A 24771-nucleotide genomic window follows, 5' to 3' on the forward strand; every position below is an offset into this window, starting at 1 on the left:
AATTCACCGCTCTCCGGACGGTCGCCGTCTGGCGTACCGTCGCATCGTCCGTCTCATGGCCCCGGCCCGGGAGTTCCGTCCCCGCACGGCCAGGGCTGCTCGCGCCGCCGGCTCGCTTCTGGCGAAGGAGATCAGCAGCCCGACCGCGTACATGGTCGGCAGAAGGGCGGAACCTCCGTAGGAGAACAGCGGGAGCGGGACTCCGGCGATCGGCAGCAGACCGAGCACCGCACCGATGTTGATCACGGCCTGAGCCGTGATCCAGGTGGTCACGCCACCCGCTGCGAACCTGACGAAGGTGTCCTCCGTGCGACCGGCCACGCGGATACCCGCGTAGCCTAGTGCCGCGAACAGGGCGAGGACCGACAGCGTCCCCGCCAGGCCCAGTTCCTCCCCGGTCACGGCGAAGATGAAGTCGGTGTGGGGCTCGGGGAGTTCACCCCATTTCTCCACGCTCGCCCCCAGGCCCGAGCCGAACCAGCCGCCCGAGGCGAGGGCGTAGATCCCGTGCACGGCCTGCCAGCACTGGTCGTTGGTGCCCGGGTCGGTGGCGGCGATGCAGTGGAGTCGGCCCATGCGGTTGGGGCTGGTGATGATCGCCAGCACGGCCAGCGAGCCGGCGCCGGCCAGCACACCGGTGAACAGCCGGGTGGGGGCGCCCGCCAGCCACAGCATGCCGAAGAGGATCGCGGTGAGGATCATGGTGGTGCCCATGTCGCCGCCGAGCATGATCAGGCCGAGCAGCAGTACGGTGACCGGCACCAGCGGCACGAGCAGGTGCTTCCACTGGACGAGCAGGTGCTTGTCGTTCTTGCGGGCGAGCAGGTCGGCGCCCCACAGCACGAGGGCGAGTTTGCCGAACTCGCTGGGCTGGAGCTGGAACGGGCCGCCGATGGAGATCCAGTTGGTGTTGCCGTTGACCGTCTCCCCTATCCCGGGGATCTGCACGAGGCACATCAGGAACACCGCGCCCAGCAGCATCGGGTACGCCAGCGCCCGGTGCAGCTTGATCGGCATCCGGGCGGCGGCGTAGAGCAGCACGGACCCTATGGCGACGGCCAGCAGCTGCTTGCGGAAGTAGTACGTGGAGGGCAGGCCCCAGCGCAGCGCCTGGATCATCGAGGCGGAGTAGACCATCACGAGGCCGAGGACGGTGATCAGGAGGCTGCCGCCGAGGATGACGTAGTACGCCGTCAGCGGGCGGTCCCAGGCGGCCCGCAGCCGCCCCGGCAGCCGCGCCGCCCCCCGCAGCGCGCTGCCGCGCGGAGGCGCGCTATCGCGCCGGCCGCGGGGCCGTCGCGCCGCGAGGTCGCTCACGCGAGGCGCGGGGGCGGCGCGGCCGCCCGCGCGCGCCGAGGAATCGCTCGCGGCGCGGCCGCCGGGCCGGGCGGACGGATCGCCCGAGGCACGCGGCACCGACCCGGACGCCGAACGACCACCGCCCCGAGCGGGCGGATCGGCCGGGGTACGGCCCGACCCACGAGATGTCGCATCGCCGGAGGCACGGCCACCGCTACGGCCCGGGGAATCACCGGAGGCGCGGCCCCCGCCGCGCGGCGGCGGATCGGCCGGAGTACGCCCCGATCCGCGAGACGTGGCGTCACCCGACGCACGGCCACTAGCGCGGGGCGCCGCATCGCCGGAGGCGCGGCCGCCGGGCCGGGCGGACGGATCGCCCGAGGCACGCGGCACCGACCCGGCCGCCGAACGGCCACCGCTACGGGCGGACGGATCGGCCGGAGTACGGCCCGACCCACGGGACGCCGCGTCGCCGGAGGCGCGGCCGCCTGCCCCACGGGACGTGGCGTCGCCCGTCCCACGGGCGCCCGCGCGGGGCGAGGCGCCGTCGCCGGGTGCGGTGGAACGGTCTGCCGTCATGCGTCCCCTCCATCGGTGGGCTCGGCCGGCCGCCCCGCGAGGGGCCCCGGCTAGTGGTCGCCCGTTCCGCCGGTGCCGGGCGCCAGCGCCCGCGCCGCCTCGGCGAACAGGTCGCCGCGCTGGTTGTAGTTGGTGAACATGTCCATCGACGCGCAGGCCGGGGCCAGCAGAACCGTGTCGCCCGGTCGGGCCAGGTCCCGGGCCGCGGCGACGGCGGCGGACATCGCCCCAGTGTCGGTCCGTTCCAGCTCGACCACCGGGACCTGCGGCGCGTGTCGCGCGAGTGCTTCGCGGATCAGCGCCCGGTCGGCGCCGAAGAGCACCACCGCGCGCAGCCGCCCGGCCGCCTTGGCGGCCAGCTCGTCGAAGACGGCACCCTTGGCGAGGCCGCCCGCCAGCCACACGATCGAGTCGTAGGCGGCCAGCGACGCCTCGGCGGCATGGGTGTTGGTGGCCTTGGAGTCGTCCACATAGGTGACGCCGTCGACCGTGACGACCTCGTCGATACGGTGGGCGTCGGGCCGGAAGGCACGCAGCCCCTCGCGTACGGCGGCGGGTTCGACACCGTAGGCGCGGGCCAGCGCCGCGGCCGCCAGCGCGTTGGCGAGGTTGTGCGGGGCCGCAGGCCGTACGTCGGCGGTCTCGGCCAGCTCCTGGGCGTTGCGCTGCCGGTCGGCGACGAAGGCCCGGTCCACCAGGACGCCGTCGACCAGGCCGAACTGCGAGACCCGGGGGGCGTCCAGGGTGAAGCCGACCGCCCGGCAGCCCTCCTCGACGTCGGCCTCGCGGACCAGCCGCTCGGTCTCGGGGTCGGCGGTGTTGTAGACGCAGGCGACCTGGTTGCCCTGGTAGATCCGGCCCTTGTCGGCCGCGTACGCCGCCATGGAGCCGTGCCAGTCGAGGTGGTCGGGGGCGAGGTTGAGCACGGCCGCGGAGTGCGGGCGGATGCTGGGCGCCCAGTGCAGCTGGTAGCTGGACAGCTCGACGGCGAGCACGTCGTACTCCTGCTCGCCGAGCACCGCGTCGAGCAGCGAGACACCGATGTTGCCGACGGCGGCGGTCCGCAGGCCCGCCGCGGTGAGGATCGCGGCGAGCATGCGGGTCGTCGTGGTCTTGCCGTTGGTGCCGGTGACCGCGAGCCAGGGGGCGGGCGTACCCGGCACGGTGTCGCGCAGCCGCCAGGCGAGTTCGACGTCGCCCCAGACCTCGACGCCCGCCTCGGCGGCGGCCGTGAACAGCGGGCTGTCCGGCTTCCAGCCGGGGGCGGTGACGACGAGTTCGGTGCCCTCGGGCAGGGTGTCGCCGTCACCGAGGCGTACGGCGACACCGAGCGCTTCGAGTGCGGCGGCCTCGGCCCGCTGCCGGTCCCCCGCGACACCGTTGACGACGGTGACGCGGGCGCCGAGGCCGTGCAGCACCTTGGCGGCGGGCACTCCGGAGACGCCGAGCCCGGCGACGGTGACCCGGCGGTCCTTGAAGCCGGCCGGGCCGCTGAAGTCCGCGGCGGCGGTCATTTCACGGCCACCCAGGCGGCGTAGAAGATGCCGAGGCCGACGGCCATGCACATGCCCTGGATGATCCAGAAGCGGACCACCACCAGGACTTCGCTCCAGCCCTTGAGTTCGAAGTGGTGCTGGAGCGGTGCCATCCGGAAGACCCGCTTGCCGGTGAGCCGGAAGGAGCCGACCTGGATGACGACGGACATCGTGATGAGCACGAAGAGGCCGCCGAGGATGGCGAGCAGCATCTCGGTGCGCGAGCAGATCGCCAGGCCGGCCAGGGCGCCGCCGAGGGCCAGCGAACCGGTGTCGCCCATGAAGATCTTCGCCGGGGAGGTGTTCCACCACAGGAAGCCGAAGCAGGCGCCCATCAGGGCGGCCGCCACCACCGCGAGGTCGAGCGGGTCGCGGACCTCGTAGCAGCCGGCGGTCGCGCTGACCTCGGCGCCGCACCACTGGCCGTACTGCCACACGCCGATGACGGTGTAGGCGGCGAAGACCATCACCGAGGCGCCGGTGGCCAGGCCGTCGAGGCCGTCGGTGAGGTTCACGCCGTTGGACATGGCCAGGATCATGAACAGCGCCCAGATCACGAAGATCACCGGGCCGATCGACCAGCCGAAGTCCGTGGTGAAGGAGAGCTTGGTCGAGGCCGGGGTCTGGTTGCGCGAGTCGTGGAAGTTCAGCGCGAGGACCGCGAAGGCGATGCCGACGATGAGCTGGCCGGCCATCTTGGCCTTGGCCCGCAGACCGAGGCTGCGCTGCTTGACGATCTTGATGTAGTCGTCGAGGAAGCCGACCAGACCGAGCCCGGTGGTCAGGAAGAGCACCAGCACCCCGGACATCGTCGGCTTCTGGCCGGTGATCGCCTTCGTGGCCGCGTAGGCGACCAGGGTGGCCAGGATGAAGGCGATACCGCCCATCGTGGGGGTGCCGCGCTTGCTGTGGTGGGCCTTCGGGCCGTCGTCCCGGATCATCTGTCCGTAGCCCTTGCGGGCCAGCAGGCGGATCAGCAGCGGGGTGCCGATCAGCGAAAGGAACAGTCCCAGAACGCCGGAGACGAGGATCTGCTTCATCGCGCGGCACCCTCGCGGGCCGTACCGCCGGCGGCGCCCGGGCCGCCTGCCTCGATGAGCGCCAGGGCCACCGATTCCAGACCCACCGACCTCGATGCCTTCACCAGCACGACGTCTCCCGGGCGCACTTCGCTGCGCAACAGTTCGATCGCCGCCACCGCGTCGGACACGTGCACCGACTCCTCACCCCACGAACCCTCGTTGTAAGCGCCCATTTGCAGCCAGGCGGCTTCGGTACCGCCCACGGCCACGAGCTTGCTGACGTTGAGCCGGACGGCCAGCCGCCCCACCGCGTCGTGCTCGGTGAGCGACTGCTCGCCGAGTTCGGCCATCTGTCCCAGTACCGCCCACGTACGGCCCCCCCGAGCCTTCGCGGACCTGCCCATCGCGGCCAGTGCGCGCAGGGCTGCCCTCATGGATTCGGGGTTCGCGTTGTAGGCGTCGTTGACGACCGTCACGCCGTCGGGCCGCTCCGTGACCTCCATCCGCCAGTGCGAGAGCGAGCCGGCCGCGCACAGCGCGGAGGCGATCTCCTCGACAGGCATGCCGAGTTCACGGGCAACGGCGGCCGCGGCAAGCGCGTTCGACACGTGGTGCTCACCGTACAGGCGCAAGGTCACCTCGGCGCACCCGGAGGGTGTTCGCAGACCGAAGACGGGCTGTCCCCGGTCGTTCAGCCGGACGTTCTCGGCGCGTACCTCGGCTTCCTCGCTCTCGCCGAAGAACACCACCTTCGCCTTCGTCCGGGCGGCCATCGCGCGGACCAGCGGATCGTCGGCGTTGAGGACCGCGACACCGCCCTCGGCGGCGGCCGGCAGGGCCTCGACGAGTTCGCCCTTGGCCTGGGCGATCTGCTCGCGGCCGCCGAACTCGCCGATGTGCGCGGTGCCGACATTGAGCACCAGGCCGATCCGGGGCGGGGTCAGTCCGGTGAGGTAGCGGATGTGGCCGATGCTGCGGGCGCCCATCTCCAGCACCAGGTGGCGGGTGCCGGGGTCGGCGCGGAGCGCGGTGAGCGGCAGTCCGATCTCGTTGTTGAACGAGCCGGGCGTCCACACGGTGGGCGCCAGGCGCTCCAGCAGCTGGGCGAGGAGGTCCTTGGTGCTGGTCTTGCCCGCGGAGCCGGTGAGGGCCACCACGGCCGTGCCCAGGCGCTCGATGACGTGCCGGGCGAGCCGGCCGAGGGCGGCCTGCACATCGTCCACCACGATCGCGGGCACGCCGACCGGACGGGCGGCCAGCACCGCGACCGCGCCGTCGGCGACGGCTCCCGCGGCGAAGTCGTGGCCGTCCGCGCGCTCCCCGGCGAAGGCCACGAAGAGCGCGCCGGGCTCGACCGCGCGGGAGTCGAGGACCACGGGCCCGGTGACGCGTACCCCGGTGTCCGGTATGTCGTGCGTGCTCCCGCCGACCGCGTGTGCGACCTCGGCGAGGGTGAGGGGGATCACGGCTGTTTCCGGTCCTTCTCGATCGCGGCGCGCAGCACCTCGCGGTCGTCGAAGGGGCGTACCTCTCCGGCGATGTCCTGGCCCTGTTCATGGCCCTTGCCCGCGACCAGCACGATGTCGCCGGGGCGGGCCAGGGCGACGGCGGCGGCCACCGCGGCGGCCCGGTCGGGTTCGACGATGATGTGGCCGCGCTGTTCGGCGGGCACCTCGACGGCTCCGTCCAGCATCGCGGCGAGGATGGCCAGCGGGTCCTCCGAGCGGGGGTTGTCCGAGGTGAGCACGGCGGTGTCGGCCAGCCGGGCGACGGCCGCGCCCATGGGCGCGCGCTTGGTGCGGTCGCGGTCGCCGCCGCAGCCCAGCACGGCGTGGATACGGCCCTCGGTGGTCGTGCGCAGCGCCCGCAGCACGGACTCCACGGCGTCGGTCTTGTGCGCGTAGTCGACGACCGCGAGATACGGCTGCCCGGCGTCGACGCGCTCCAGCCGTCCGGGCACCCCGGGCACCGCGGCGATACCGTCGGCGGCGGTCTGCGGGTCGAGCCCGGCGGCGGCCAGCGCGGCGATGGCGGCGAGGGTGTTGGCGACGTTGAAGGGGCCCGGCAGGGGCGCGACGGCCTGCACCCGTTCGCCCTTGGGGCCGATCGCGGTGAAGCGGCTCTCCAGCAGTCCCGCGGTGACGTCCTCGGCCCGCCAGTCCGCGTCGAGCCGTCCCTCGGCGGAGTAGGTCACCAGCGGTACGCCGGCCTCGGCGACCAGCCTGCGGCCGTACTCGTCGTCGAGGTTGACCACGCCGAGGCGGCTGCGGCGCGGGGTGAACAGCTGCGCCTTGGCCTGGAAGTAGTCCTCCATGCCGGAGTGGAACTCCATGTGCTCCGGGCTGAGGTTGCTGAAGACGGCCACGTCGAAGACGGCGCCGTCGACCCGGCCGAGTACCAGGGCGTGGCTGGAGACCTCCATGACCACCGAGTCGACACCGCGTTCGCGCATCACCGCGAACAGCGCCTGGAGGTCGGTGGCCTCCGGGGTGGTGCGCTCGCTCTTGATCCGCTCGTCGCCGATCCGGGTCTCCACGGTGCCGATCAGCCCGGTGGAGCCGGTGGCGTGGGCGGCCCGCAGCCCCCCTTCGACCAGGTACGACGTCGTGGTCTTGCCGGAGGTGCCGGTGATGCCGATGCGCAGCATTCCCCGGCCCGGCTCGTCGTAGACGGCGGCGGCGAGCCCGCCCATCACCGCCCGGGGGTCGGCCACGGTCAGGACGGGCAGGCCGGTGGCGGCGGCGCGGTCGGCGCCCGCGGGGTCGGTCAGTACGGCGACCGCGCCGGACCCGGCGGCCTGCGCGGCGAAGTCGGCGCCGTGGAAGCGCGCGCCGGGCAGCGCCGCGTAGAGGTCGCCGGGCCGGACCGCGCGGGAGTCATGGGTGATGCCGGTGACACGGGTGTCGCCGTCGGGCGGCCGCGTACCGAGGAGGCCGGCGAGGGCCGCGAGCGGTTGGGGGCGGACACGGGCCGGGCGCGGCGCGCCCGGCTGTTTGAGGGTGGGCTGATCAGCGTTGGGCACGGCGGTGAGGTTACCGGGCGGCCCGGGGTCCGGGCCAAAACGGGCGGGGGGCCGCGGGCGCGGGTCGCGGACCCGGCCGGGCGCGGACCGGCCCTGGTCGGGGGCGTGTCGGGGCGGGGGCGCGCCCCGGCCGGAGGCGTCGCTGGTCATGATCACCTGGCCTTCGTGGTGGCCGGCTGGACGGGTTCCGCGGGGTCGAAGTCGACCGGCAGATGGGGGGCGGGCCTGCCCGACGGGGGCACCCGCAGGGTCTTGAGGGCGAACTGCATGACCTGCTTGAAGACCGGTCCGCAGATCGAGCCGCCGAAGTAGGAGCCCTTCGTCGGGTTCTGGATGACGCAGGAGACGGTGATCCGCGGGTTGTCGGCGGGGGCGAAGCCCAGGAAGGAGGAGGTGTAGCCGCGGTAGCCGCCGCCGAGCGGGTCCACCCGGTTGGCCGTACCGGTCTTGCCCGCGACCCGGTAGCCGTCGATACGGGCGTTCATGCCGGTGCCCTGCTCGTCGCCGACCACGGACTCCAGCATCTGCGAGAGCTCCTTGGCGGTCTTCTCGGTGACCACCCGGGTCTTCTTCGGCGGGTCGGCGGGCACGAAGCGGCCGTCGGGTCCCGTGGTGCCGCGGATCAGGCTGGGCTCGACCCGGACCCCGCCGTTGGCGATCGTGGAGTAGACCGAGGTGGCCTGGAGGGCGTTGACGGACAGACCCTGGCCGAAGGGGATGGTGAACTGCTGGGAGGCGTTCCACTTCTGCGGCTCGGCCAGGATGCCGGGGGTCTCGCCGGGGAAGCCGATGCCGGTGGGCTGCCCGATGCCGAACTTCCGCAGGTACGAGTAGAGGACCTGGTTGGCCTGCGGCTGGGTCGCGCCGAGGTGCTGGCTGGCCAGGATCGTGCCGATGTTGCTGGACTTGGCGAGCACGCCGTTGAGTGTGAGGTACCAGGTGCCGTGGTCGACGTCGTCGTGGAAGACCCGGTCGGCGCGCGGCAGGGTGCCGGGCACGGTGACCCGGGTGCCGGGGGTGGCGGTGCCGGTGTCCAGTATGGCCGCCATGGACATCACCTTGCTGACGCTGCCGGGCTCGTAGACGTCCTGCATCGCCGGGTTGCCGAGGGCGGAGGGGTCGGCGTGCGCGAGGTCGTTGGGGTCGTAGCCGGGGGCGTCGGCCATGGCCAGCACCTCGCCGGTCCGTGAGTTCTGGACGATCACATAGCCGCGGTCGGCCTTGGACTGCTGGACCTGGGCGCTGATCGCGCTCTGGGCGGCCCACTGGATGTCCCGGTCGAGGGTCAGCTCCACATCGGTGCCCGGGACGGCCGGGTGCTCCTGGACGCCCGCGGTGGGCACCTGGCGGCCGTCGGACTGCGCGTAGCGGATCTGGCCGTTGCGGCCCGCGAGTTCCTTGTCGAGCATGGACTCCAGGCCGCCGCCGCCCCGGCCCTCGCTGTTGACGAAGCCGATCACGCCGGCCGCCAGGTCGCCGGCGGGGTAGACCCGCTTGCTGTGCGGCACGGAGAAGACCCCGGCCAGCACATTCGCGCCCTGGCGCCTCGACGCCTTGGTGGCGAACGCGGACTTGAGGTCCTTGATCTGGTTCCACGCCTGGGGGGACTGCTGGGTGGCGATGATCTGGTAGCGCGAGTTGGGGGTGGCCAGCTGCTTGGCGATCTTGGTGGCGTCGCCGCCGACGATGGGCGCGAGCAGTTCGGCGGCCTGCTGGGGGGCGTCGTCGACCTTGGTCTGCGCGAGGGTGAAGAGATACGGGTCGGCGGTGATGTCGTAGGCGTCCACGGTGGTGGCCAGGTCCACGCCCGAGCGGTCGGTGATCGTGCCGCGGTCGGCGGTCACCTCGTGGGTCACCCACCGGTTCACCGCCGCCTTGGACGCGTAGGCCGAGGCGTCCACGGCCTGCACCTGGAGCAGCCGGATCACGAACGCGGCCATCACCAGGGTCAGCGCGACCCCGACGAGCCGCAGCCGGGGCCGCGGGCGGCCGAGTCGTACGATCTTCGGCCCGCGCGGGGTGGGGTGCCGGTAGGGGCGCGCGTCGCGGCGCGGGGGGCCGACCCGGGGGGCGGTACGGGGACGCGCCCGGAGATCGGGCCGGGGGGCGGCGCCGCGCGGGCCGCCGGGGCGGCGGGGGCGGTCGGGGCCGGGGTCCCGGGGGGCGGTCATCAGGCGGTCCCCGGGCGGCGGGGTGACGGCTGACGGGGCGACAGGGCACGGGTCACGGGGTCACCTGCTGGGTCGGTGCGGGGGGCGGGAGCGGCGGCGGGGCCGTGGTCGGGGTGGGCATACCGGCGGACGGCGGGGTGGTGGCGAGCGGCGCCCCGGAGGTCGAGGCCGCCGGAGCCGTGGTGGTGGGCGGCGCGGATGTGGGGGGCGGCGGCGGGGCGGGCGGCGCGGTGGCCGCGGTGGCGGTGCCGCGGACCGAGCCGTCGGGGTTGAGGAAGGCCGGGTTGGCGCCCGGGACCATGCCGAGTTCGCGGGCGCGGCGCTCCAGCGGGCCGGGCGCCGAGTAGCCGTCCACCTCCTGCTGGAGGGCCTGCTGCTCGTCGGTGTAGCCGGTGGTCTGCTTCTGCAGCCTGTTCAGTTCGAACGAGTCGGAGTTGACCGCGGAGTTCAGCAGCAGCAGCGCGATCAGACCGCCCCCGAGCAGTGTCACGACCAGTACGACGAACGGGGTGCGCGCCGCGGTTGCGGGCCGCCTCACCGCACATCCTCGCGAATGCGCTCCGCACCCCGCAGCCGGGCCGGGGCGGCCCGCCGGTTCTCGGCGATCTCGTCCTCCGAGGGCAGTTCCGCGCCGCGGGTGAGCAGCTTCAGCCGGGGCTGGTACTGCTCGGGCACCACCGGCAGCCCCGGCGGCGCCGAGTGCGCGGCGCCGGCCGCGAGAACCTGCTTGACCAGGCGGTCCTCCAGCGACTGATACGCCAGGACGGCGATCCGCCCGCCGACCGCGAGCGCGGCGACGGCCGCCGGGATGGCCCGCTCCAGCCCCGCCAGCTCGGCGTTGACCTCGATCCGCAGCGCCTGGAAGGTGCGCTTGGCCGGATTGCCGCCGGTGCGCTTGGCGGCCTGCGGCAGCGCCTCGCGGATCAGCTCGACCAGCCGCGCGCTGTTGCTGAACGGCTCGCGGGCCCGCTCCTTTACCACCGCGTCCACGATCTTGCGGGCGAACTTCTCCTCGCCGTAGGCGCGCAGGATCCGGACCAGCTCGCCCGGCGGGTAGGTGTTCAGCACCTCGGCCGCGCTGATCCCGGTGGACTGGTCCATCCGCATGTCCAGGGGGGCGTCCTGGGCGTAGGCGAAGCCGCGCTCGGCCTCGTCGAGCTGCATGGACGACACCCCGAGGTCGAACAGCACGCCCTGGACCCGGGGGACGCCGAGCCGGTCGAGGACGTCGGGCAGCTCGTCGTAGCGCGCGTGCACCAGGGTGGCCCGGTCGCCGAAGGGCGCCAGCCGGTCCGCGGACAGCTTCAGCGCGGCCGGGTCGCGGTCTATGGCGATCAGCCGGGCCGCGGGGAAGGTGCGCAGCAGCGCCTCGCTGTGCCCACCGAGCCCGAGGGTGGCGTCCACCACGAGGGCGCCCGGCTCGGCGAGCGCGGGCGCCAGCAGGTCGAGGCAGCGCCGCAGCATCACGGGGACGTGCCGCGGCTCCGAGGGCCGGCGCTCGGAGGGGGACGGGTTGGTCATGAGGGCCTTTTTCTGGAGATCGCCGGGCCCGGACGGGTCCGACGCGTCGGACACCACGGGCCCCGGCGGTGCCGGCCGCCTTCGGCCGGACGGGTGGACGTAGAACCTGGTCCCCGCCCGCTCTGCGGAAAACGGTCCCCTGGCACCGGGGAAGTGGTGCCAGCGGAGCCGGGGAGCGGGAGGAGGCCGAGTCGTACGTCCGCGCGGGTGATGGGGGGGTGGGGCGCGCGGCCGCGGGGGGCGGGCCGCGCTCACAGTAATCCGGGCGGAACCTCCGGTGACAGGGCCGAAAAGGTGTCTTCCTGGGCCGTCAGATACCGCTCCCAGGCCTCGGCCGACCAGATCTCCACCCGGGTGTTGGCGCCGATCACCGCGCAGTCGCGGACCAGGCCCGCGTACTCCCGCAGCGGCTGGGGGACGGTGACCCGGCCCTGCCGGTCGGGGATCTCGTCGTGCGCCCCGGCGAAGAGCACCCGCAGATAGTCACGGGAGGCCTTGGAGGTCAGCGGGGCCGCGGAGAGCTGCTCGGTGGCGGCCCTGAACCCCTCGGCGGGCCATACGCACAGACAGCGCTCCTGCCCGCGGCTGATCACCAGTCCGTCGGCCAGCTGCTCACGGAACCGGGCGGGCAGCACCAGCCGGTTCTTGTCGTCGAGGCGCGGGGTGTACGTCCCGAGGAATCCCAGGAACACGGCACACCTCCCGCAGACGGCACCACTTCGCGCCACTTTACTCCACCCCGCCCCACGGTCAACGGAACCCGGGCCGGGCGCGTCACACTCCCGAGCGGTCTGTCCACCAGGCTCTGTGGGGTACATCACAGACGGTGCGATGGGGTGGTTTCCCGTGTTTCGCCGGGACTCATCACCGATACAAAAGGGCGCCCGACCCGTACCGTCATAGACATGTCGATATCTGTCAGCGGTTCGCCCGATTCCACTCCGGCTTCCCCGGCCGCCCCCGGCTCCCAGGCGTCCCCGGCCTCCGGCGGGTCCGCGACGGCCACCGCCCCCGTCATCGGACGGCTCGTGGCGGCCAACCAGCGGTACGCGGCCAAGTTCGAGGACCCCGGCATGGACGCCAGGCCGGTGCTCCAGGTGGCGGTCGTCGCGTGCATGGACGCCCGCCTCGACCTGCACAAGGCGCTCGGTCTGGAGCTGGGCGACTGTCACACCATCCGCAACGCGGGCGGGGTCGTCACCGACGACACCATCCGCTCGCTCGCGATCAGTCAGCGCGCGCTCGGCACCCGTTCCGTGGTGCTGATCCACCACACCAACTGCGGTCTGCAGAGCATCACCGAGGAGTTCCGTAACGATCTGGAGCGTGAAGTCGGCCAGCGGCCCACCTGGGCGGTGGAGTCGTTCACCGATATCGACCAGGACGTGCGGCAGTCGATGGCCCGGGTCCGCACCTCCCCGTTCCTCGCGCACACCGACGACGTGCGGGGTTTTGTCTTCGACGTGCACACCGGCCTGCTGCGGGAAATCACGAACAAGTAACGGCAGGCGAGTGACGTGGGCCTCCCCGTAAGGGAAGAATGCATCCTGCGGCACCGAATCGTCCCTCGGGACGGCCGGTCCGCGAGCGGGGAGGGCCGGTCCAGGGATGACCGCGTCCCTAGGAACAGGCCGAGGAGTACCGGGTGACGACCTTTGAAGCGCGTGCAAGCCTGAGCGATCTGACCACGACCGCGGAACGGGTCCGCCGCAGTGTGGAGCGCGTGATCGAGGGCAAGCCCGAGGTCGTACGCATCGCGCTGACCGTGCTGCTCGCCGAGGGGCATCTGCTGATCGAGGACGTGCCCGGCGTCGGCAAGACCATGCTCTCCAAGGCGCTGGCACGGTCGATCGACTGCTCGGTGCGGCGTATCCAGTTCACGCCCGACCTGCTGCCCTCGGACATCACCGGGGTGAGCGTCTTCGACCAGCAGCAGCGGGACTTCGAGTTCAAGCCGGGCGCGATCTTCGCGCAGATCGTGGTGGGCGACGAGATCAACCGCGCCTCCCCCAAGACCCAGTCCGCGCTGCTGGAGTCCATGGAGGAGCGGCAGGTCACGGTCGACGGCACGACCTACGAACTGCCCAGCCCCTTCATGGTGATCGCCACCCAGAACCCGGTGGAGATGGAGGGCACCTATCCGCTGCCCGAGGCGCAGCGGGACCGTTTCACCGCGCGGGTGTCCATCGGCTACCCGAGCCCCGAGGCCGAACTCCAGATGCTCGACGTGCACGGCGGGGTCTCGCCGCTGGACGACCTCCAGCCGGTCGCGCACGCCCACGAGATCGTCAAGCTCATCGAGGCGGTACGGCAGGTGCACGTCGCGGACCCGGTGCGGCGGTACGCGGTGACGCTGGTCGGCGCCACCCGCAACCACCCCGACCTGCGGCTCGGCGCCTCGCCGCGGGCCACCCTGCACCTGGTGCGGGCCGCCCGCGCGTCGGCCGCGCTCGACGGGCGGGACTACGTACTCCCCGACGACGTGCAGTCGCTGGCGCCCGCGGTGCTCGCGCACCGGCTGCTGCCCACCGCGCAGGCGCAGCTGAACCGGCGCACGCCCGAGCAGGTGGTGGCCGAGATCGTGCAGCGGGTCCCCGTGCCCGACCCGTCCGCCGCCGGCGGGGGGGGGACCGCCGGCGGGTGGCCGCACGGCGCCGGCCGTCCGCAGGGCACACCGGGCGTTCGGGGCCTGTGATGGCCTCGCCCCTGCCTCCCCCGCCGGCCTATCCGCCCGAGGGCGGCGGCGGGCCGGGCGGCGCACGGCCGGCTTATCCGCCGCAGAGTGGAGCCCGGCCGGCTTATCCGCCGCCGGGCGGACCCCAGCCGTCGTATCCGCCGCAGGCCGGCGCGCAGCCGGCCTATCCCCCGCCGGGCTCGGGGCAGCCCGGTGCCGCCCAGCCCGGCGGCCCGCAGACGGGCGGCGGCGGGTTCCGCTCCGCGCTCGGCGGGCTCACCACGCGCGGCCGCTCCTTCGTGGCCGCCGGGATAGCGGCGGCGGCGTGCAGCTACGTACTCGGGCAGGCGGATCTGCTGCGGGTCGGACTGCTGCTGGCCGTCCTGCCGCTGGTGTGCGTCGCCGTGCTCTACCGCACCCGCTACCGGGTCGCGGGCAGCCGCCGGCTGGCGCCCTCCCGGGTCCCCGCGATGTCCGAGGCCCGGGTCCATCTGCGGGTCGACAACGTCTCCCGGGCGCACTCCGGGCTGCTGATGCTCCAGGACCGGGTGCCGTACGTGCTCGGGCCGCGCCCGCGCTTCGTGCTCGACCGGGTCGAGCCCGGCGGCCACCGCGAGGTGTCCTACCGGGTCCGCTCGGACCTGCGCGGCCGCTATCCGCTGGGACCGTTGCAGCTGCGGCTGTCCGACCCGTTCGGGATGGTCGAGCTGACCCGCTCGTTCAGCGCGTACGACACGCTCACCGTCGTCCCCCGGGTCGAGCCGCTGCCGGCCGTGCGGCTGGCCGGGGAGTCCACCGGATACGGCGAGAACCGCACCCGGGCGCTGGCGTTCTCCGGTGAGGACGATGTGATCCCGCGCGGCTACCGGCACGGCGACGACCTGCGGCGGGTGCACTGGCGGTCCACCGCGAAGTACGGCGAGCTGATGGTCCGCCGCGAGGAGCAGCCCCACCGGGCGCGCTGCACGGTGCTGCTCGACACCCGCAGGGACGCGTACTTCGGCGCCGGGCCCGACTCGGCCTTCGAGTGGGCCGTCTCCGGCTCCGCCTCGGTCGCCACCCACATGCTCGAACGCGGCTTCGCGGTACGGCTGCTGACCGACACCGGCAGCAGTGTGCCGGGGCCTGACGGCTCGGCCGGCTTCACCGGGGACTCCTCGGACATGGCCGGAGTGCTGCTCGACACCCTCGCGGTCGTCGACCACTCCGACGGCGAGACGCTGTCGGCCGCGTACGACGTGCTGCGGTCGGGCCGGGAGGGCCTGCTGGTGGCCTTCTTCGGCGACCTCTACGAGGAGCAGGCGGCCGGCATCAGCCGGATGCGGCAACGGGCGGGCGGCGCGGTCGCGTTCGTCCTGGACAGCGACGACTGGCTGGTCCGCGAGGCCGCCGGGCGGCCGGAACTGGCCTCCGCCCCCGTACCGCCGGCGCCCGGGGAGCCCGAGACGGACAGCACCGAGCGCGCGGTACGGATGCTGCGCGAGGCGGGCTGGACCGTGGTCGAGGTGCGCCCGGGGGACGCGCTGCCGGATCTGTGGCAGCAGGCGGACCGTTACCGGTCGCACGAGGAATCGCAGCGGGAAGAGCGCGGAGCGGGGGCGGCGTCATGAGCGGACGCGCACGGCTGACGGTGTGTGCGGTGGCCGCCTCGATGCTGGCCGCGTGCGCGCTGCTGCCGCTGGCCACCCCGAACGGCTGGATCATCCGCGCCCTGCTGTGCGTCTGCCTCCAGGCCGGGGTGGGCGCGGCGGGCCGGCGGGTGCCGCTGGCCAGGCCGCTGACGGTGCTGGCGCAGGCGATCGTCTCGCTGATCGTGCTGACCATGATGTTCACCGCGCGCCAGGCACTGGGCGGCATCCTGCCGGGCCCGAGCGCGCTGCGGCAGCTCGGCCGGCTCGTGCAGGACGGCATCAACGACGTCAGCAGCTTCGCGATCCCGGCGCCGGTGACCCCCGGCATCAAGTTGCTGCTGGTCGGCGGGGTGCTGCTGATCGCGCTCGCGGTCGACGCGATCGCGGTGACGTACGACAGCGCGGCGCCCGCCGGACTGCCGCTGCTCGCGCTGTACTCGATCGCGGCCGGGCTCTCGCGCGGCGGCGCCCAGTGGCTGTACTTCCTGCTGGCCTCCTGCGGCTATCTGCTGCTCCTGCTCGCCGAGGGCCGGGACCGGCTCTCGCGCTGGGGCCGGGTGTTCGGCGCCGCCCCCGCGCGCGGCGGCTGGGCCGGCGGGCCCGCCACGGCGTCCTCCGGCACGACGGCCCCGCTGCGCACCGGGCGGCGGATCGGCGTGCTGGCCCTGGGCATCGCGCTGATCGTGCCCGTGATGCTGCCGTCGATGGGCGGCGGACTGATCGACACGACCGGGCACGGTACGGGCACGGGCAGCGGCGGCCGCGGCTCCGGGGCGGTGAACCTGGTGGCGGCCCTCCAGGACAACCTCAACCAGCCGGACGACCGCGAGGTGCTGACGTACCGGACGGACGCCAAGGACGTGTCCGGGATGTATCTCCAGATCGCGGCGCTCGACAGGTTCGACGGCAAGGAGTGGTCGCCGTCGAACCGGGGCACCGAGTCGGTGCCCGACGAACTGCCCCTGCCGCAGGGCCTGTCCGACGCCGTGAAGTACACGGACGTCACCACGCGGGTGCGGGTGGACAACGGCTATGTGCAGGGGCTGCTGCCGCTGCCGTTCCCGGCGAAGTCCGTGCAGGCGCCGGGGAACTGGAAGTTCCAGCCCGAGGGCCGGATGATCGTCGGCCAGCACGGACAGACCGCGTCCGGGGTGCGGTACTCGGTCACGAGCATGCAGCTCCAGCCGACCGCGCAGCAGCTGGCGGACGCGCCCCCGGCCACCGGGCGGATCGCCAAGGAGTACACCCAGGTGCCGGGTTCGCTGCCGCCGGTGGTCGAGCAGACCGCGAAGAGCGTGACGCGCACGGCCACCAGCGACTACCAGCGGGCGCTGGACCTCCAGCGGTACTTCACCTCCGGGCAGTTCGTCTACAACACGGAGGCCCAGGCGGGGACCGGGGTCGACGCGATCGCCCGCTTCCTCCAGACGAAGGAGGGCTTCTGCGTCCACTTCGCCTTCACCATGGCGGCGATGGCCCGCACGCTGCACATTCCCGCGCGGGTGGCGATCGGCTTCACGCCCGGCACGCAGGGCGCGGACGGGTCGATGTCGGTCGGTCTCAAGGACGCGCACGCCTGGCCCGAGCTGTACTTCGAGGGGGTCGGCTGGACCCGCTTCGAGCCGACGCCGTACCGGGGCTCGGCGCCCTCGTACACCCAGACGGTGCCGACCGGCGGGAGCAGTGACCAGCCGGACCAGGCGCCGCACGGCACCGCGACGGCTCCGGCGGCCACGCCGTCCGCCACGCCGGGCTGCGCGGCGGCCCAGCAGGACCGCGGGACCGCCTGCGGTGAGGCCGCGGCGCCGGCGAACGGCGGTTCTGGCGGCGGCGGGGTCAGCGGCGGACGGGTGGCGCTGATCGTCCTGATCGCGTTGCTGGTGCTGCTGCTGCCGATGACGCCGGTGTTCTGGCGGTCCCGGGTGCGGGCCCGCAGGCTCGGCGGGGGCCGGGACAAGGCGGGGAGCCCCGCGCTGGCGGCCTGGCGGGAGGTGCTCGACACCGGCTGGGACTACGGCGTCCTGCCGGACGAGTCGGAGACGCCGCGGCGGGCGATGGCCCGTCTCGTGCGGGACGGGCGGCTCAGCGGGGAGGCGGCCTCGTCGGCGACCGCGCTGGCCACGGCGGTGGAGCAGACGCTGTACGCGCCGACGCCGCGGCTGACGCCGGGACTGGCGGCGGAGGTCCACCGGGTGCGGGAGGGGCTGCACGCCTCGGCCACGCGGGGCGGACGCCTGCGGGCGCTGCTGCTGCCGCGCTCCGCGGCGCGGCTGGCCTGGGCCTTCTCGGCCCGCTGGACATCGACGACGTCCCGTCTGACGTCCCCCCTCCACCGCCTCCGCCTCGTCCGCGGCCGCACGCCGTAGCCCTCGGGGCCCGCGGCGTCATCCGGGCGGGCGGGCGACGGGGGCTTGTGCCCCCGCCGCCCGCCCGCCGGGGCAGGGTCCTGCGGGGGCCGAGGGGGTGGGGGCCCGACCCGGCAGGGCCCCGCGGGGCCGACGTCCTGCGGGGAAGCACTGCGCGAGCGTGGGACCCGAAGCGCCGCGTCGGTGCGCGAAACCCCTAGGCGGGGGCCCGTACGGCGAGCGGGAGGCACGAAGCGCCATGTCAGCGCGCGAAAGCCCGAGGCGGGTGCCCGACCTGGCGGGGCCCTGCGGGGCCGACGCCCTGCGGGGAAGCACTGCGCGAGCGTGGGACCCGAAGCGCCGCCTCGGCGCGCGAAACCCGAGGGGGCGGGTGCCCGACCCGGCAGGGCCCTGCGGGGGCGACGCCCTGCGGGAAGCACCGCGCGAGCGTGGGACCCGAAGCGCCGCGCCGACGCGCGAAACCCCGAGGCGGGGGTCCGTACGGCGAGCGGGAGGCACGAAGCGCCATGTCAGCGCGCGAAAGCCCGAGGCGGGTGCCCGACCTGGCGGGGCCCTGCGGGGGCGACGCCCTGCGGAAAGCACCACGCGAGCGTGAGGCACGAAGCACCGCGCCGACGCGCGAAACCCGAGGCGGGGGCCCGTACGGCCGGTGGGGCCGGGGCGGTACGAGGCTCAGCGCCAAGCCATGGTGGCCCCGGGCGACAGCGTTCGCCGTATCGGCGCGCGGGCGCCGCGGGGCACGAAGAAGCCTGGCCGCTCTGGGCGGCCAGGCTGAGGATTTCGCTGGGGTTACGGCGGAACAAGGGCCGGGGTTGTCGGTGGGGGCGGGCCGGAGGCCCGCTCACTGCCCCTGTTCGTCGCGGCGCCGCTGCCACCGCTCTTCGATGCGGTCCATGACCTTGCCGCGCCGCGGCTGATTGCGCCGCCCACCCGCACGGCGACCGGGCGCGACGGACGGCTGCTCGCCGGGCTTACCGGCCTTGCGCCACCCCGTCACGGCGAGCACCGCGCACGCCAGCATCACCAGGAAGCCGACCACGCTGATCCAGACCTGCTGCGCGATCATGCCGCCCATGAGCAGCCCGATCCCGCCGAGGAAACCGACCACGGCCAGATAGACGCGCCGCCGCGTATACGTACGCAGCCCGCTTCCCTCAAGCGCCGACGCGAACTTGGGATCTTCGGCGTACAGCGCTCGCTCCATCTGCTCGAGCATGCGCTGCTCATGCTCCGAGAGCGGCACGGAGACCTCCTACTCGTCGGTCGCACGGGGCGACCGGTCCGACCCTTTCAGGATAGGCGGGAATCGCCCCTGTGAAACCCGCCCCACTGCGCCAATCCGGCGGGGGTCTCATTCCCCGTCGGACGTCACGTCATGCCAGCATACGGTCAGGAATGACGCCGTGGGCAGCGTGGTGACCGACTCCCCGCGGTGACTCTCGGCACGCGACGCGTCAGCCGCGCTCGCCCAGCACGTGCAGTTGGGTCGCGACGGAGTGGAAACCGGGCTCCTCGGCCGCCGCCAGCTCCAGCCGGAGCAGTGCCTCCAGGGCGTCCGGCTCGGTGTCCACCAGGACCCCGGGGACGAGGTCGGCGAAGACCCGTACGCCGTGCACCGCGGCCGCCCGCAGCCCCGCCTCGCTGACCAGCCGGGTCAGCTCGTCCGCGGTGAAGCGGCGCGGCAGCGAGTCGCCCGCGCCCCATCGGCCGTCCGGGTCACCGAGCGCGTGCTGCGCCTCCGCGAAGTGCCCGGCCAGCGCGCGGGCCAGCACGGCGCCGCCACGCCCGGCGGCGAGCAGGCTGAGCGAGCCCGCGGGCCGCAGCGCGCCCACCACGTTGCGCACGCCTTCCGCGGGGTCGTCCACGTACTCCAGGACGCCATGGCACAGCACCATGTCGTAGCCGCCGGCCTCGATCACGCCCAGCAGGCCGTGGGCGTCGCCCTGGACGCCGCGGACCCGGTCGGTCACGCCCGCCTCGGCCGCGCGCCGCTCCAGGGCGAAGAGCGCGTCGGGGCTGGGGTCGACGACGGTGACGCGGTGGCCGAGCCGGGCGACGGGCACGGCGAAGTTGCCGGTGCCGCCGCCGGTGTCCAGCACATCGAGATCCGGCCGGTCCGCGGCCTTGGCCCGCCGTTCCAGGGCATCGCGCAGGATCTCCCACACGACGGCGGTACGGAGGCTGGCACGGGGGCGCATCGGGTCCACCCCTCCTTGACGGGACATGGCGGGCGGCTCTCCTCGCGAGGGCGACACTACGGGCGGCTCCACTCTAGAGCGGATGTCGCCCGCGCGAGCACGTCAGCGCCACCGCCGTGCCCGGCGGCCCGACACCGCCGTCACTCCCCCACACCGTCGGCTGCGGCCGCCCCCGACCGGCCGGGCTCGACCACAGCCCCGGCGCGTTGGCGCGGCCCCGACGACGGCCCCGCGCCGACGCGACGCGCGACCCCTCCCCGGTCAGCCCGTGGGCCGGCCCGCCGCCTGCGACGGCTCGGGTATCAGCTCCGAACTCCCGCGCACCGCGGGCCGAAGCAGCAGCATCCGCTCCACCAGCCGCAGGAACATCCCGGCGGCCCGCACCAGATCATCCGCCTCGCGCGCGGTCGCGGCCCCCGCTATGCCCGCCTCCGCCCGGGCCCTGCGCGCCGCGCCCGCGGCGAACAGCGCGCTCCACTCCGCCAGTTCCGGCGCGATTTCGGGCAGCACCTCCCAGGCGCTGCGGATTCTCCTGCGCCGCCGCGGGCCCTCCTCGGGCCGCGCCCGCACGGCGAGCACCGCGGCGGCGGTGCGGAGCGCGGCGAGGTGCGCGGTGGCGTAACGCTCGTGCGGAGTCTCCAGGAGCGCGGCCTCCTCAAGGCCGAGGTGCGCCTGGGTGAGCAGGTCGAGGGCGGCCGGCGGCGCGGTCGCGCGGCGCGGCACAGGGTGGATGTCGCTGACGGGAACTGCCATGACGAGCCTCCTTTCTCCGTGCGTCCCATCATGAGGCCGACCACTGACAATCGCCCTGAACTGGGCAAACACCCCTTCCGACGGGTTTCGCGGGCGCCGCGCGACAGGCGGTGAACGTGCACGCGGACCTCACCGGCCAGGCAGAATCAAGGTCATGACCACCGCACGACGCCAGGCCACTCGGCAGAAGCTCTACGAGGCCGCCGTCACCCTCATCGCCGAGCAGGGGTTCTCCGCGACCACGGTCGACGAGATCGCCGAACGGGCCGGGGTGGCCAAGGGCACCGTCTACTACAACTTCGCCAGCAAGAACGACCTGTTCGAGGAGCTGCTCCGGCACGGTGTCGGCCTGCTCACCACGTCCCTGAGCAAGGCCGCGGACCATGTGGAGGCCCGCGGCGGCACCCGGGTGGAAGCGCTCGACGCGATGATCCGGGCCGGGCTCGCCTTCATCGTCCGCTACCCGTCCTTCACGCAGCTGTACGTCGCCGAGCTGTGGCGTACCAACCGCACCTGGCAGGACACGCTGATGACGGTCCGTCAGGAAGCGGTGGCCGTGGTCGAGAAGGTGCTGGGCGAGGCGGTCGCGGCGGGCGAGGTGAGCGACGACATCGACGTACCGCTGACGGCGTCGGCGCTGTTCGGGATGGTGCTGGTCACCGCGCTCGACTGGCAGGCGTTCGCGGCCGAGCGCAGCATCGACGAGGTCCACGCGACGCTGTCACGGCTGCTCCAGGGGCGGGTCGGCGGGGCCGCGGCGCACCGCTGAACGTACGGCCGCCGCCGCGCGTACGGCGGGCGCGCGCAAACCGCGAGGCCCGCACCCGCCGACCGCCGATCGTCGGCCCGTGTTGACCGCACGCACGAAGCGCTGCTCCGGCGCGGCCCGTCCGGATTCCCGCCGGGCCGTGGCGGAACAGCGCTTCCCTGGTGCGCCCCCGTTCGCGTCCGGGCCCCGGGAGTTCCGCCGCCCCGTGTCGGCGGTTCCGCCCCGCGCCCGTTCACGGTTCCCACTCTTCCGTCCCGCCACACGCGAGCCATCCGTATCCGTACTCAACCGGGCGTCTAGGTACGGGTACTCATTCGCTGCCGACCGGCGGGGCACGCGCGCTAGAGTCCCGTCATGTCCGTACTTCCGCTCGTGTTCACCAGCGGCTGGGCGAGCGGGATCAATGCCTATGCCGTCGTGCTGCTGCTCGGCGTCATGGGTGCGACCGGGGTGACGGACGAGGTGCCGCACTCGTTGCAGCGCACCGACGTCCTGGTGGTCGTGGGGCTGCTCTTCCTCTGCGAGGCGGTCGCGGACAAGATCCCGTACCTGGACACCGCGTGGGACGTCGTGCACACCGTCGTCCGGCCGGTCGCCGGCGGGGTGGTGGCGGCGCTGCTCGCCGGGCACGACGGTTCGCTGCCCGAGCTGGCGGCGGGGGCGATCGGCGGTTCGACGGCGCTGGTCAGCCATCTGGTGAAGGCGGGCACGCGGATGGCGGTCAACACGACGCCGGAGCCCGCGAGCAACATCGCGCTCAGCCTCGCCGAGGACGTCGGGGTGGCCGCGATCGTGGTCTTCGCGCTCTTCCACCCGGTCCTGGCCGCGGTCGTCGCGGGGACGCTGCTGGCGTTCGGCGTCGCCCTGGTGGTCCTGCTCTTCTCGCGCATCCGCCGCTACCTCCTGCGCAGGCGCGAGCGGAGGGCGGAGCGCGCCGCCCGCCGGGCCGGCGCGGGGACCCCGGCCGCCACCTGAGGCGCGGGCCGCCGCTACAGTCCCTGGCATGGCTCGGATTGCGGTGATCGGCGCGGGTATGGGGTCGATGGCGACGGCGGCCAGGCTGGCCGTGGGCGGTCACCGGGTGGTCGTGCACGAACAGGCGGAGACCTACGGCGGGGTGGTCGGGCGGTTCGCCCGGGACGGCTTCGCCTTCGACACGGGTCCCGGTCTGCTGCTGCTCCCGGCCGTCTACCGCGATCTGTTCGTGAAGACCGGCAAGGAGAGCCTGGAGCAGAGCGTCGGGCTCGTCCAGGCCGACCCGGCGAGCCGCCATGTCTTCGCCGACGGCACGGGCGTGTCTCTCCCGAACGCCTCCCGCTCAGGGGTGATCGACGCCCTGGACGGGGCTTTCGGGGCGGGCAGCGGGGAGCGGTGGAGCGAACTCCTGGTCAGGGCGCGGGAGGTGTGGGAGGTCACGCGCAGGCCCCTGCTGGAGGACGCGCTGGGCGCGGACCCGTCCGCGCTGGGCCGTGACCCCTATCCGGGGGCGGCGCGGCGCGGGCTCTTCCGGCGCGGCACGGCGACGCTCGCCCGGGTCGCGGCGGCGGAACTGCGCGATCCCCGGCTGGTGGCGCTGCTGGAGGCGGACGTGCTCGGGTACGGGCTCGATCCGCGTACGGCGCCGGCCGCGGCGGTCGTACTGCCGTACGTGGAGCAGACGTTCGGGGTCTGGTACGTGCGCGGGGGGATGCGGGCGCTGGCCGACGCGGTGTACGCGCGGTGCGTGGCGCGGAAGGTGGAGTTCCGCTTCGGGTCCGCGGTGAGCGGGCTGCTGGAGAAGGACGGGCGGGTGGCCGGGGTCGAACTCGCGGACGGCGGGCGGGCGGAGGCGGAGTTCGTGGTCGCGGGGGCGCCGCTGCCGGCGGTGCCGTGGGCGGGGACGTACGTGGGCCCTTCGGCCGAGCCCGGGCGGCTCACCGTCCACCTCGCGCTGCGGGGGGCGCGGCCCGCGGGCACGGCTCACCGTACGGTCGTGCACGCGGCCGACCGTACGGGGGCGCTGGACCGGGTGTTCGCGCCGTACGGGCCCGGCGGCGGGCCGGCGGACGGGGACGTCACGGTGACCGTGCTGCGGCCCGACGACCCCGCCACGCGGCCGGACGAGGGGCACGAGGCCGTCACCGTGACGGCGACGGTGCCGCCGCACTCGGCTGCGCGGGCCGGCTCGGCGGTGGACTGGACGGCGCCGGGGTTCGCCGAGGCGTGTGCGGCGCGGGTGGTGGCCGCGGCGGAGGCGGCCGTGCCGGGGCTGCGCGAACGGGAGTTGTGGCGGGCGGTGCGGACGCCGGCCGACGTCGAGCGGGAGACGGGGGCGCCGGGCGGTTCGGTGCCGGCGCCCGCGTTGGCCGGGGCGGGCGGGGCGTGGTTGCGGGCCGCGAATCGGGGGGACGTGGCCGGGCTGTACGTGGTCGGCGCGTGGGCGCATCCCGGGGGCGGTCTGCCCCACGTCGGGATGTCCGCGGCGATCACCGCGGACCTGATCGCCGGCGGCCCCGGCGGCAGCAGATAGCCCTCCGGGCCGAGCCTGACCCACGTCCTCCGGCCCGGCGTTGCCACCACGCGCACCCACGCCGCGGGTAAGGTACGCGGCCTTCGCCGCTGGGTCCGCCCTTCCCAGGCGGCAGGGACCACGCGCGCGGCGCGCGCCCCTCGACACCGCCGGGATGCACCCCGGGACTCCCCGCCCCCGCGGCGGAAAAAGCGCCGGCCCGCGCCCGGACACGTACGGGGCTCCAACCCAGCGTTGACGCCACACAGCACGGACCGCTCGGCACCGCCGAAACCCGCCGCCGGGGCGGAAGAAGGCGCGCACTCGCGCCGCTCGGCGCAGCTGCGGGCGCTCGGGCGCAGGGCTTGCGGCCCAGGCAGCGCCCCTGGCCGGGCATTGACGCCCCCCAGCACGGGCCACTCGGCACCGCCGAGAAGCGCCACGGGCGTTCCCGCCGCCGTGGCTGAAAGACGATGCGCGCACCTGCGCCTAGGCACGCGGGCTTCAACTCGGCGTCGACGCCACGCAGTGCGAGTCGTTCGGCACCGCCGGGATGCGCCGCGGAGCTCCCCACCACCGCGGCGGAAAAAGCGCGCACCCGCGCCCGGGCGCGTACGGGGCTCCGCCCCCGCAGGCGGCTCAACCCGGCGTTGACGCCACACGGTGCGAGTCGCTCGGCACCGCCGAAAACCGCCACCGGGCTTCCCACCGCCGCGGCGGAGAAGAGCGCGCATCCGCGCCCG

The 24771-nt window shown here is 74.2% G+C and carries 19 protein-coding genes; 7 read left to right on the forward strand and 12 right to left on the reverse strand.

What is annotated here, in order from left to right; all coding sequences use genetic code 11:
• Positions 1-3 precede the first annotated feature (3 nt).
• The 9 genes from ftsW to mraZ form a co-directional block, all read right to left on the reverse strand.
• The gene (gene ftsW / locus OHA30_RS06880; protein ID WP_328912897.1) at positions 4-1317 is read right to left on the reverse strand and encodes a putative lipid II flippase FtsW; all 1314 of its coding nucleotides are present in this window, start codon (positions 1315-1317) and stop codon (positions 4-6) included.
• Between the two features lie 611 nt (positions 1318-1928).
• Positions 1929-3392 carry a UDP-N-acetylmuramoyl-L-alanine--D-glutamate ligase gene (murD, locus tag OHA30_RS06885; RefSeq protein ID WP_328912898.1) on the reverse strand — a complete coding sequence of 488 codons (1464 nt, stop codon included), beginning with the start codon at positions 3390-3392 and terminating at the stop codon, positions 1929-1931.
• Positions 3389-4453, reverse strand: coding sequence for a phospho-N-acetylmuramoyl-pentapeptide-transferase (gene mraY, locus OHA30_RS06890; protein WP_328912899.1), 1065 nt, complete (start codon positions 4451-4453; stop codon positions 3389-3391). Before mraY ends, murD begins: the two co-directional genes overlap by 4 nt.
• Positions 4450-5901: a UDP-N-acetylmuramoyl-tripeptide--D-alanyl-D-alanine ligase gene (locus OHA30_RS06895; protein ID WP_328912900.1), complete on the reverse strand. Its 1452-nt coding sequence runs from the start codon at positions 5899-5901 to the stop codon at positions 4450-4452. The genes mraY and OHA30_RS06895 overlap by 4 nt, the downstream gene beginning before the upstream one ends.
• Complete coding sequence (locus OHA30_RS06900; protein WP_405785721.1) at positions 5898-7607, reverse strand: UDP-N-acetylmuramoyl-L-alanyl-D-glutamate--2,6-diaminopimelate ligase; 1710 nt, start codon at positions 7605-7607, stop codon at positions 5898-5900. Before OHA30_RS06900 ends, OHA30_RS06895 begins: the two co-directional genes overlap by 4 nt.
• 2 nt (positions 7608-7609) lie before the next feature.
• A complete protein-coding gene (locus OHA30_RS06905; protein WP_328912902.1) occupies positions 7610-9628 on the reverse strand; it encodes a peptidoglycan D,D-transpeptidase FtsI family protein in 2019 nt (672 codons plus the stop codon).
• Between the two features lie 52 nt (positions 9629-9680).
• Positions 9681-10166 carry a hypothetical protein gene (locus OHA30_RS06910; RefSeq protein WP_328912903.1) on the reverse strand — a complete coding sequence of 162 codons (486 nt, stop codon included), beginning with the start codon at positions 10164-10166 and terminating at the stop codon, positions 9681-9683.
• Positions 10163-11149, reverse strand: a complete 987-nt coding sequence (gene rsmH, locus OHA30_RS06915) for a 16S rRNA (cytosine(1402)-N(4))-methyltransferase RsmH (protein ID WP_328912904.1) — start codon at positions 11147-11149, stop codon at positions 10163-10165. Before rsmH ends, OHA30_RS06910 begins: the two co-directional genes overlap by 4 nt.
• A 251-nt stretch (positions 11150-11400) precedes the next feature.
• Positions 11401-11841, reverse strand: a complete 441-nt coding sequence (gene mraZ / locus OHA30_RS06920) for a division/cell wall cluster transcriptional repressor MraZ (protein WP_328912905.1) — start codon at positions 11839-11841, stop codon at positions 11401-11403.
• A 213-nt stretch (positions 11842-12054) separates the two neighbouring features.
• On the opposite strand from mraZ, the gene OHA30_RS06925 reads away from it, so the two are divergent.
• From OHA30_RS06925 to OHA30_RS06940, 4 genes are all read left to right on the forward strand, one after another.
• The gene (locus tag OHA30_RS06925) at positions 12055-12651 is read left to right on the forward strand and encodes a beta-class carbonic anhydrase (RefSeq protein ID WP_328912906.1); all 597 of its coding nucleotides are present in this window, start codon (positions 12055-12057) and stop codon (positions 12649-12651) included.
• A 143-nt stretch (positions 12652-12794) separates the two neighbouring features.
• Positions 12795-13844, forward strand: coding sequence for an AAA family ATPase (locus OHA30_RS06930; protein ID WP_328912907.1), 1050 nt, complete (start codon positions 12795-12797; stop codon positions 13842-13844).
• Entirely contained in the window at positions 13844-15433 is a 1590-nt protein-coding gene (locus OHA30_RS06935; protein ID WP_328912908.1) for a DUF58 domain-containing protein, read from the forward strand. Before OHA30_RS06930 ends, OHA30_RS06935 begins: the two co-directional genes overlap by 1 nt.
• Positions 15430-17820, forward strand: a complete 2391-nt coding sequence (locus OHA30_RS06940; RefSeq protein WP_328912909.1) for a transglutaminase family protein — start codon at positions 15430-15432, stop codon at positions 17818-17820. The genes OHA30_RS06935 and OHA30_RS06940 overlap by 4 nt, the downstream gene beginning before the upstream one ends.
• Positions 17821-18661: 841 nt before the next feature.
• On the opposite strand, the gene OHA30_RS06945 is transcribed toward OHA30_RS06940, so the two are convergent.
• From OHA30_RS06945 to OHA30_RS06955, 3 genes are all read right to left on the reverse strand, one after another.
• Positions 18662-19063 (reverse strand): DUF3040 domain-containing protein, encoded by a 402-nt coding sequence (locus tag OHA30_RS06945; protein WP_328912910.1) that lies wholly within the window; start codon positions 19061-19063, stop codon positions 18662-18664.
• Positions 19064-19274: 211 nt separating this feature from the next.
• The gene (locus OHA30_RS06950; RefSeq protein WP_328912911.1) at positions 19275-20045 is read right to left on the reverse strand and encodes a methyltransferase; all 771 of its coding nucleotides are present in this window, start codon (positions 20043-20045) and stop codon (positions 19275-19277) included.
• A 234-nt stretch (positions 20046-20279) separates the two neighbouring features.
• Positions 20280-20771 carry an SAV_6107 family HEPN domain-containing protein gene (locus OHA30_RS06955; protein WP_328912912.1) on the reverse strand — a complete coding sequence of 164 codons (492 nt, stop codon included), beginning with the start codon at positions 20769-20771 and terminating at the stop codon, positions 20280-20282.
• A 154-nt stretch (positions 20772-20925) separates the two neighbouring features.
• Between OHA30_RS06955 and OHA30_RS06960 the strand changes: the two genes are divergently transcribed.
• The 3 genes from OHA30_RS06960 to OHA30_RS06970 all read left to right on the forward strand — a co-directional run bounded on the left by OHA30_RS06960 (position 20926) and on the right by OHA30_RS06970 (position 24049).
• Complete coding sequence (locus OHA30_RS06960) at positions 20926-21540, forward strand: TetR/AcrR family transcriptional regulator (protein WP_328912913.1); 615 nt, start codon at positions 20926-20928, stop codon at positions 21538-21540.
• A 354-nt stretch (positions 21541-21894) separates the two neighbouring features.
• Positions 21895-22515, forward strand: a complete 621-nt coding sequence (locus OHA30_RS06965; protein WP_328912914.1) for a DUF4126 domain-containing protein — start codon at positions 21895-21897, stop codon at positions 22513-22515.
• Positions 22516-22543: 28 nt separating this feature from the next.
• On the forward strand, positions 22544-24049 hold the full coding sequence (locus OHA30_RS06970) for a phytoene desaturase family protein (RefSeq protein ID WP_328912915.1): 1506 nt from the start codon (positions 22544-22546) through the stop codon (positions 24047-24049).
• Positions 24050-24771: the final 722 nt, after the last annotated feature.

This window comes from Streptomyces sp. NBC_00223 (genome assembly GCF_036199905.1).
Taxonomy (GTDB): Bacteria; Actinomycetota; Actinomycetes; order Streptomycetales; family Streptomycetaceae; genus Actinacidiphila.

Coding starts and splice junctions, on each gene's coding strand:
- OHA30_RS06935 (WP_328912908.1), top strand. CDS start 13,844: ATGGCCTCGCCCCTGCCTCCCCCGCCGGCCTATCCGCCCGAGGGCGGC.
- OHA30_RS06955 (WP_328912912.1), bottom strand. CDS start 20,771: ATGGCAGTTCCCGTCAGCGACATCCACCCTGTGCCGCGCCGCGCGACC.
- OHA30_RS06940 (WP_328912909.1), top strand. CDS start 15,430: ATGAGCGGACGCGCACGGCTGACGGTGTGTGCGGTGGCCGCCTCGATG.
- OHA30_RS06900 (WP_405785721.1), bottom strand. CDS start 7,607: ATGACCAGCGACGCCTCCGGCCGGGGCGCGCCCCCGCCCCGACACGCC.
- OHA30_RS06950 (WP_328912911.1), bottom strand. CDS start 20,045: ATGTCCCGTCAAGGAGGGGTGGACCCGATGCGCCCCCGTGCCAGCCTC.
- OHA30_RS06905 (WP_328912902.1), bottom strand. CDS start 9,628: ATGACCGCCCCCCGGGACCCCGGCCCCGACCGCCCCCGCCGCCCCGGC.
- mraY (WP_328912899.1), bottom strand. CDS start 4,453: ATGAAGCAGATCCTCGTCTCCGGCGTTCTGGGACTGTTCCTTTCGCTG.
- OHA30_RS06925 (WP_328912906.1), top strand. CDS start 12,055: ATGTCGATATCTGTCAGCGGTTCGCCCGATTCCACTCCGGCTTCCCCG.
- rsmH (WP_328912904.1), bottom strand. CDS start 11,149: ATGACCAACCCGTCCCCCTCCGAGCGCCGGCCCTCGGAGCCGCGGCAC.
- OHA30_RS06970 (WP_328912915.1), top strand. CDS start 22,544: ATGGCTCGGATTGCGGTGATCGGCGCGGGTATGGGGTCGATGGCGACG.
- OHA30_RS06965 (WP_328912914.1), top strand. CDS start 21,895: ATGTCCGTACTTCCGCTCGTGTTCACCAGCGGCTGGGCGAGCGGGATC.
- OHA30_RS06960 (WP_328912913.1), top strand. CDS start 20,926: ATGACCACCGCACGACGCCAGGCCACTCGGCAGAAGCTCTACGAGGCC.
- murD (WP_328912898.1), bottom strand. CDS start 3,392: ATGACCGCCGCCGCGGACTTCAGCGGCCCGGCCGGCTTCAAGGACCGC.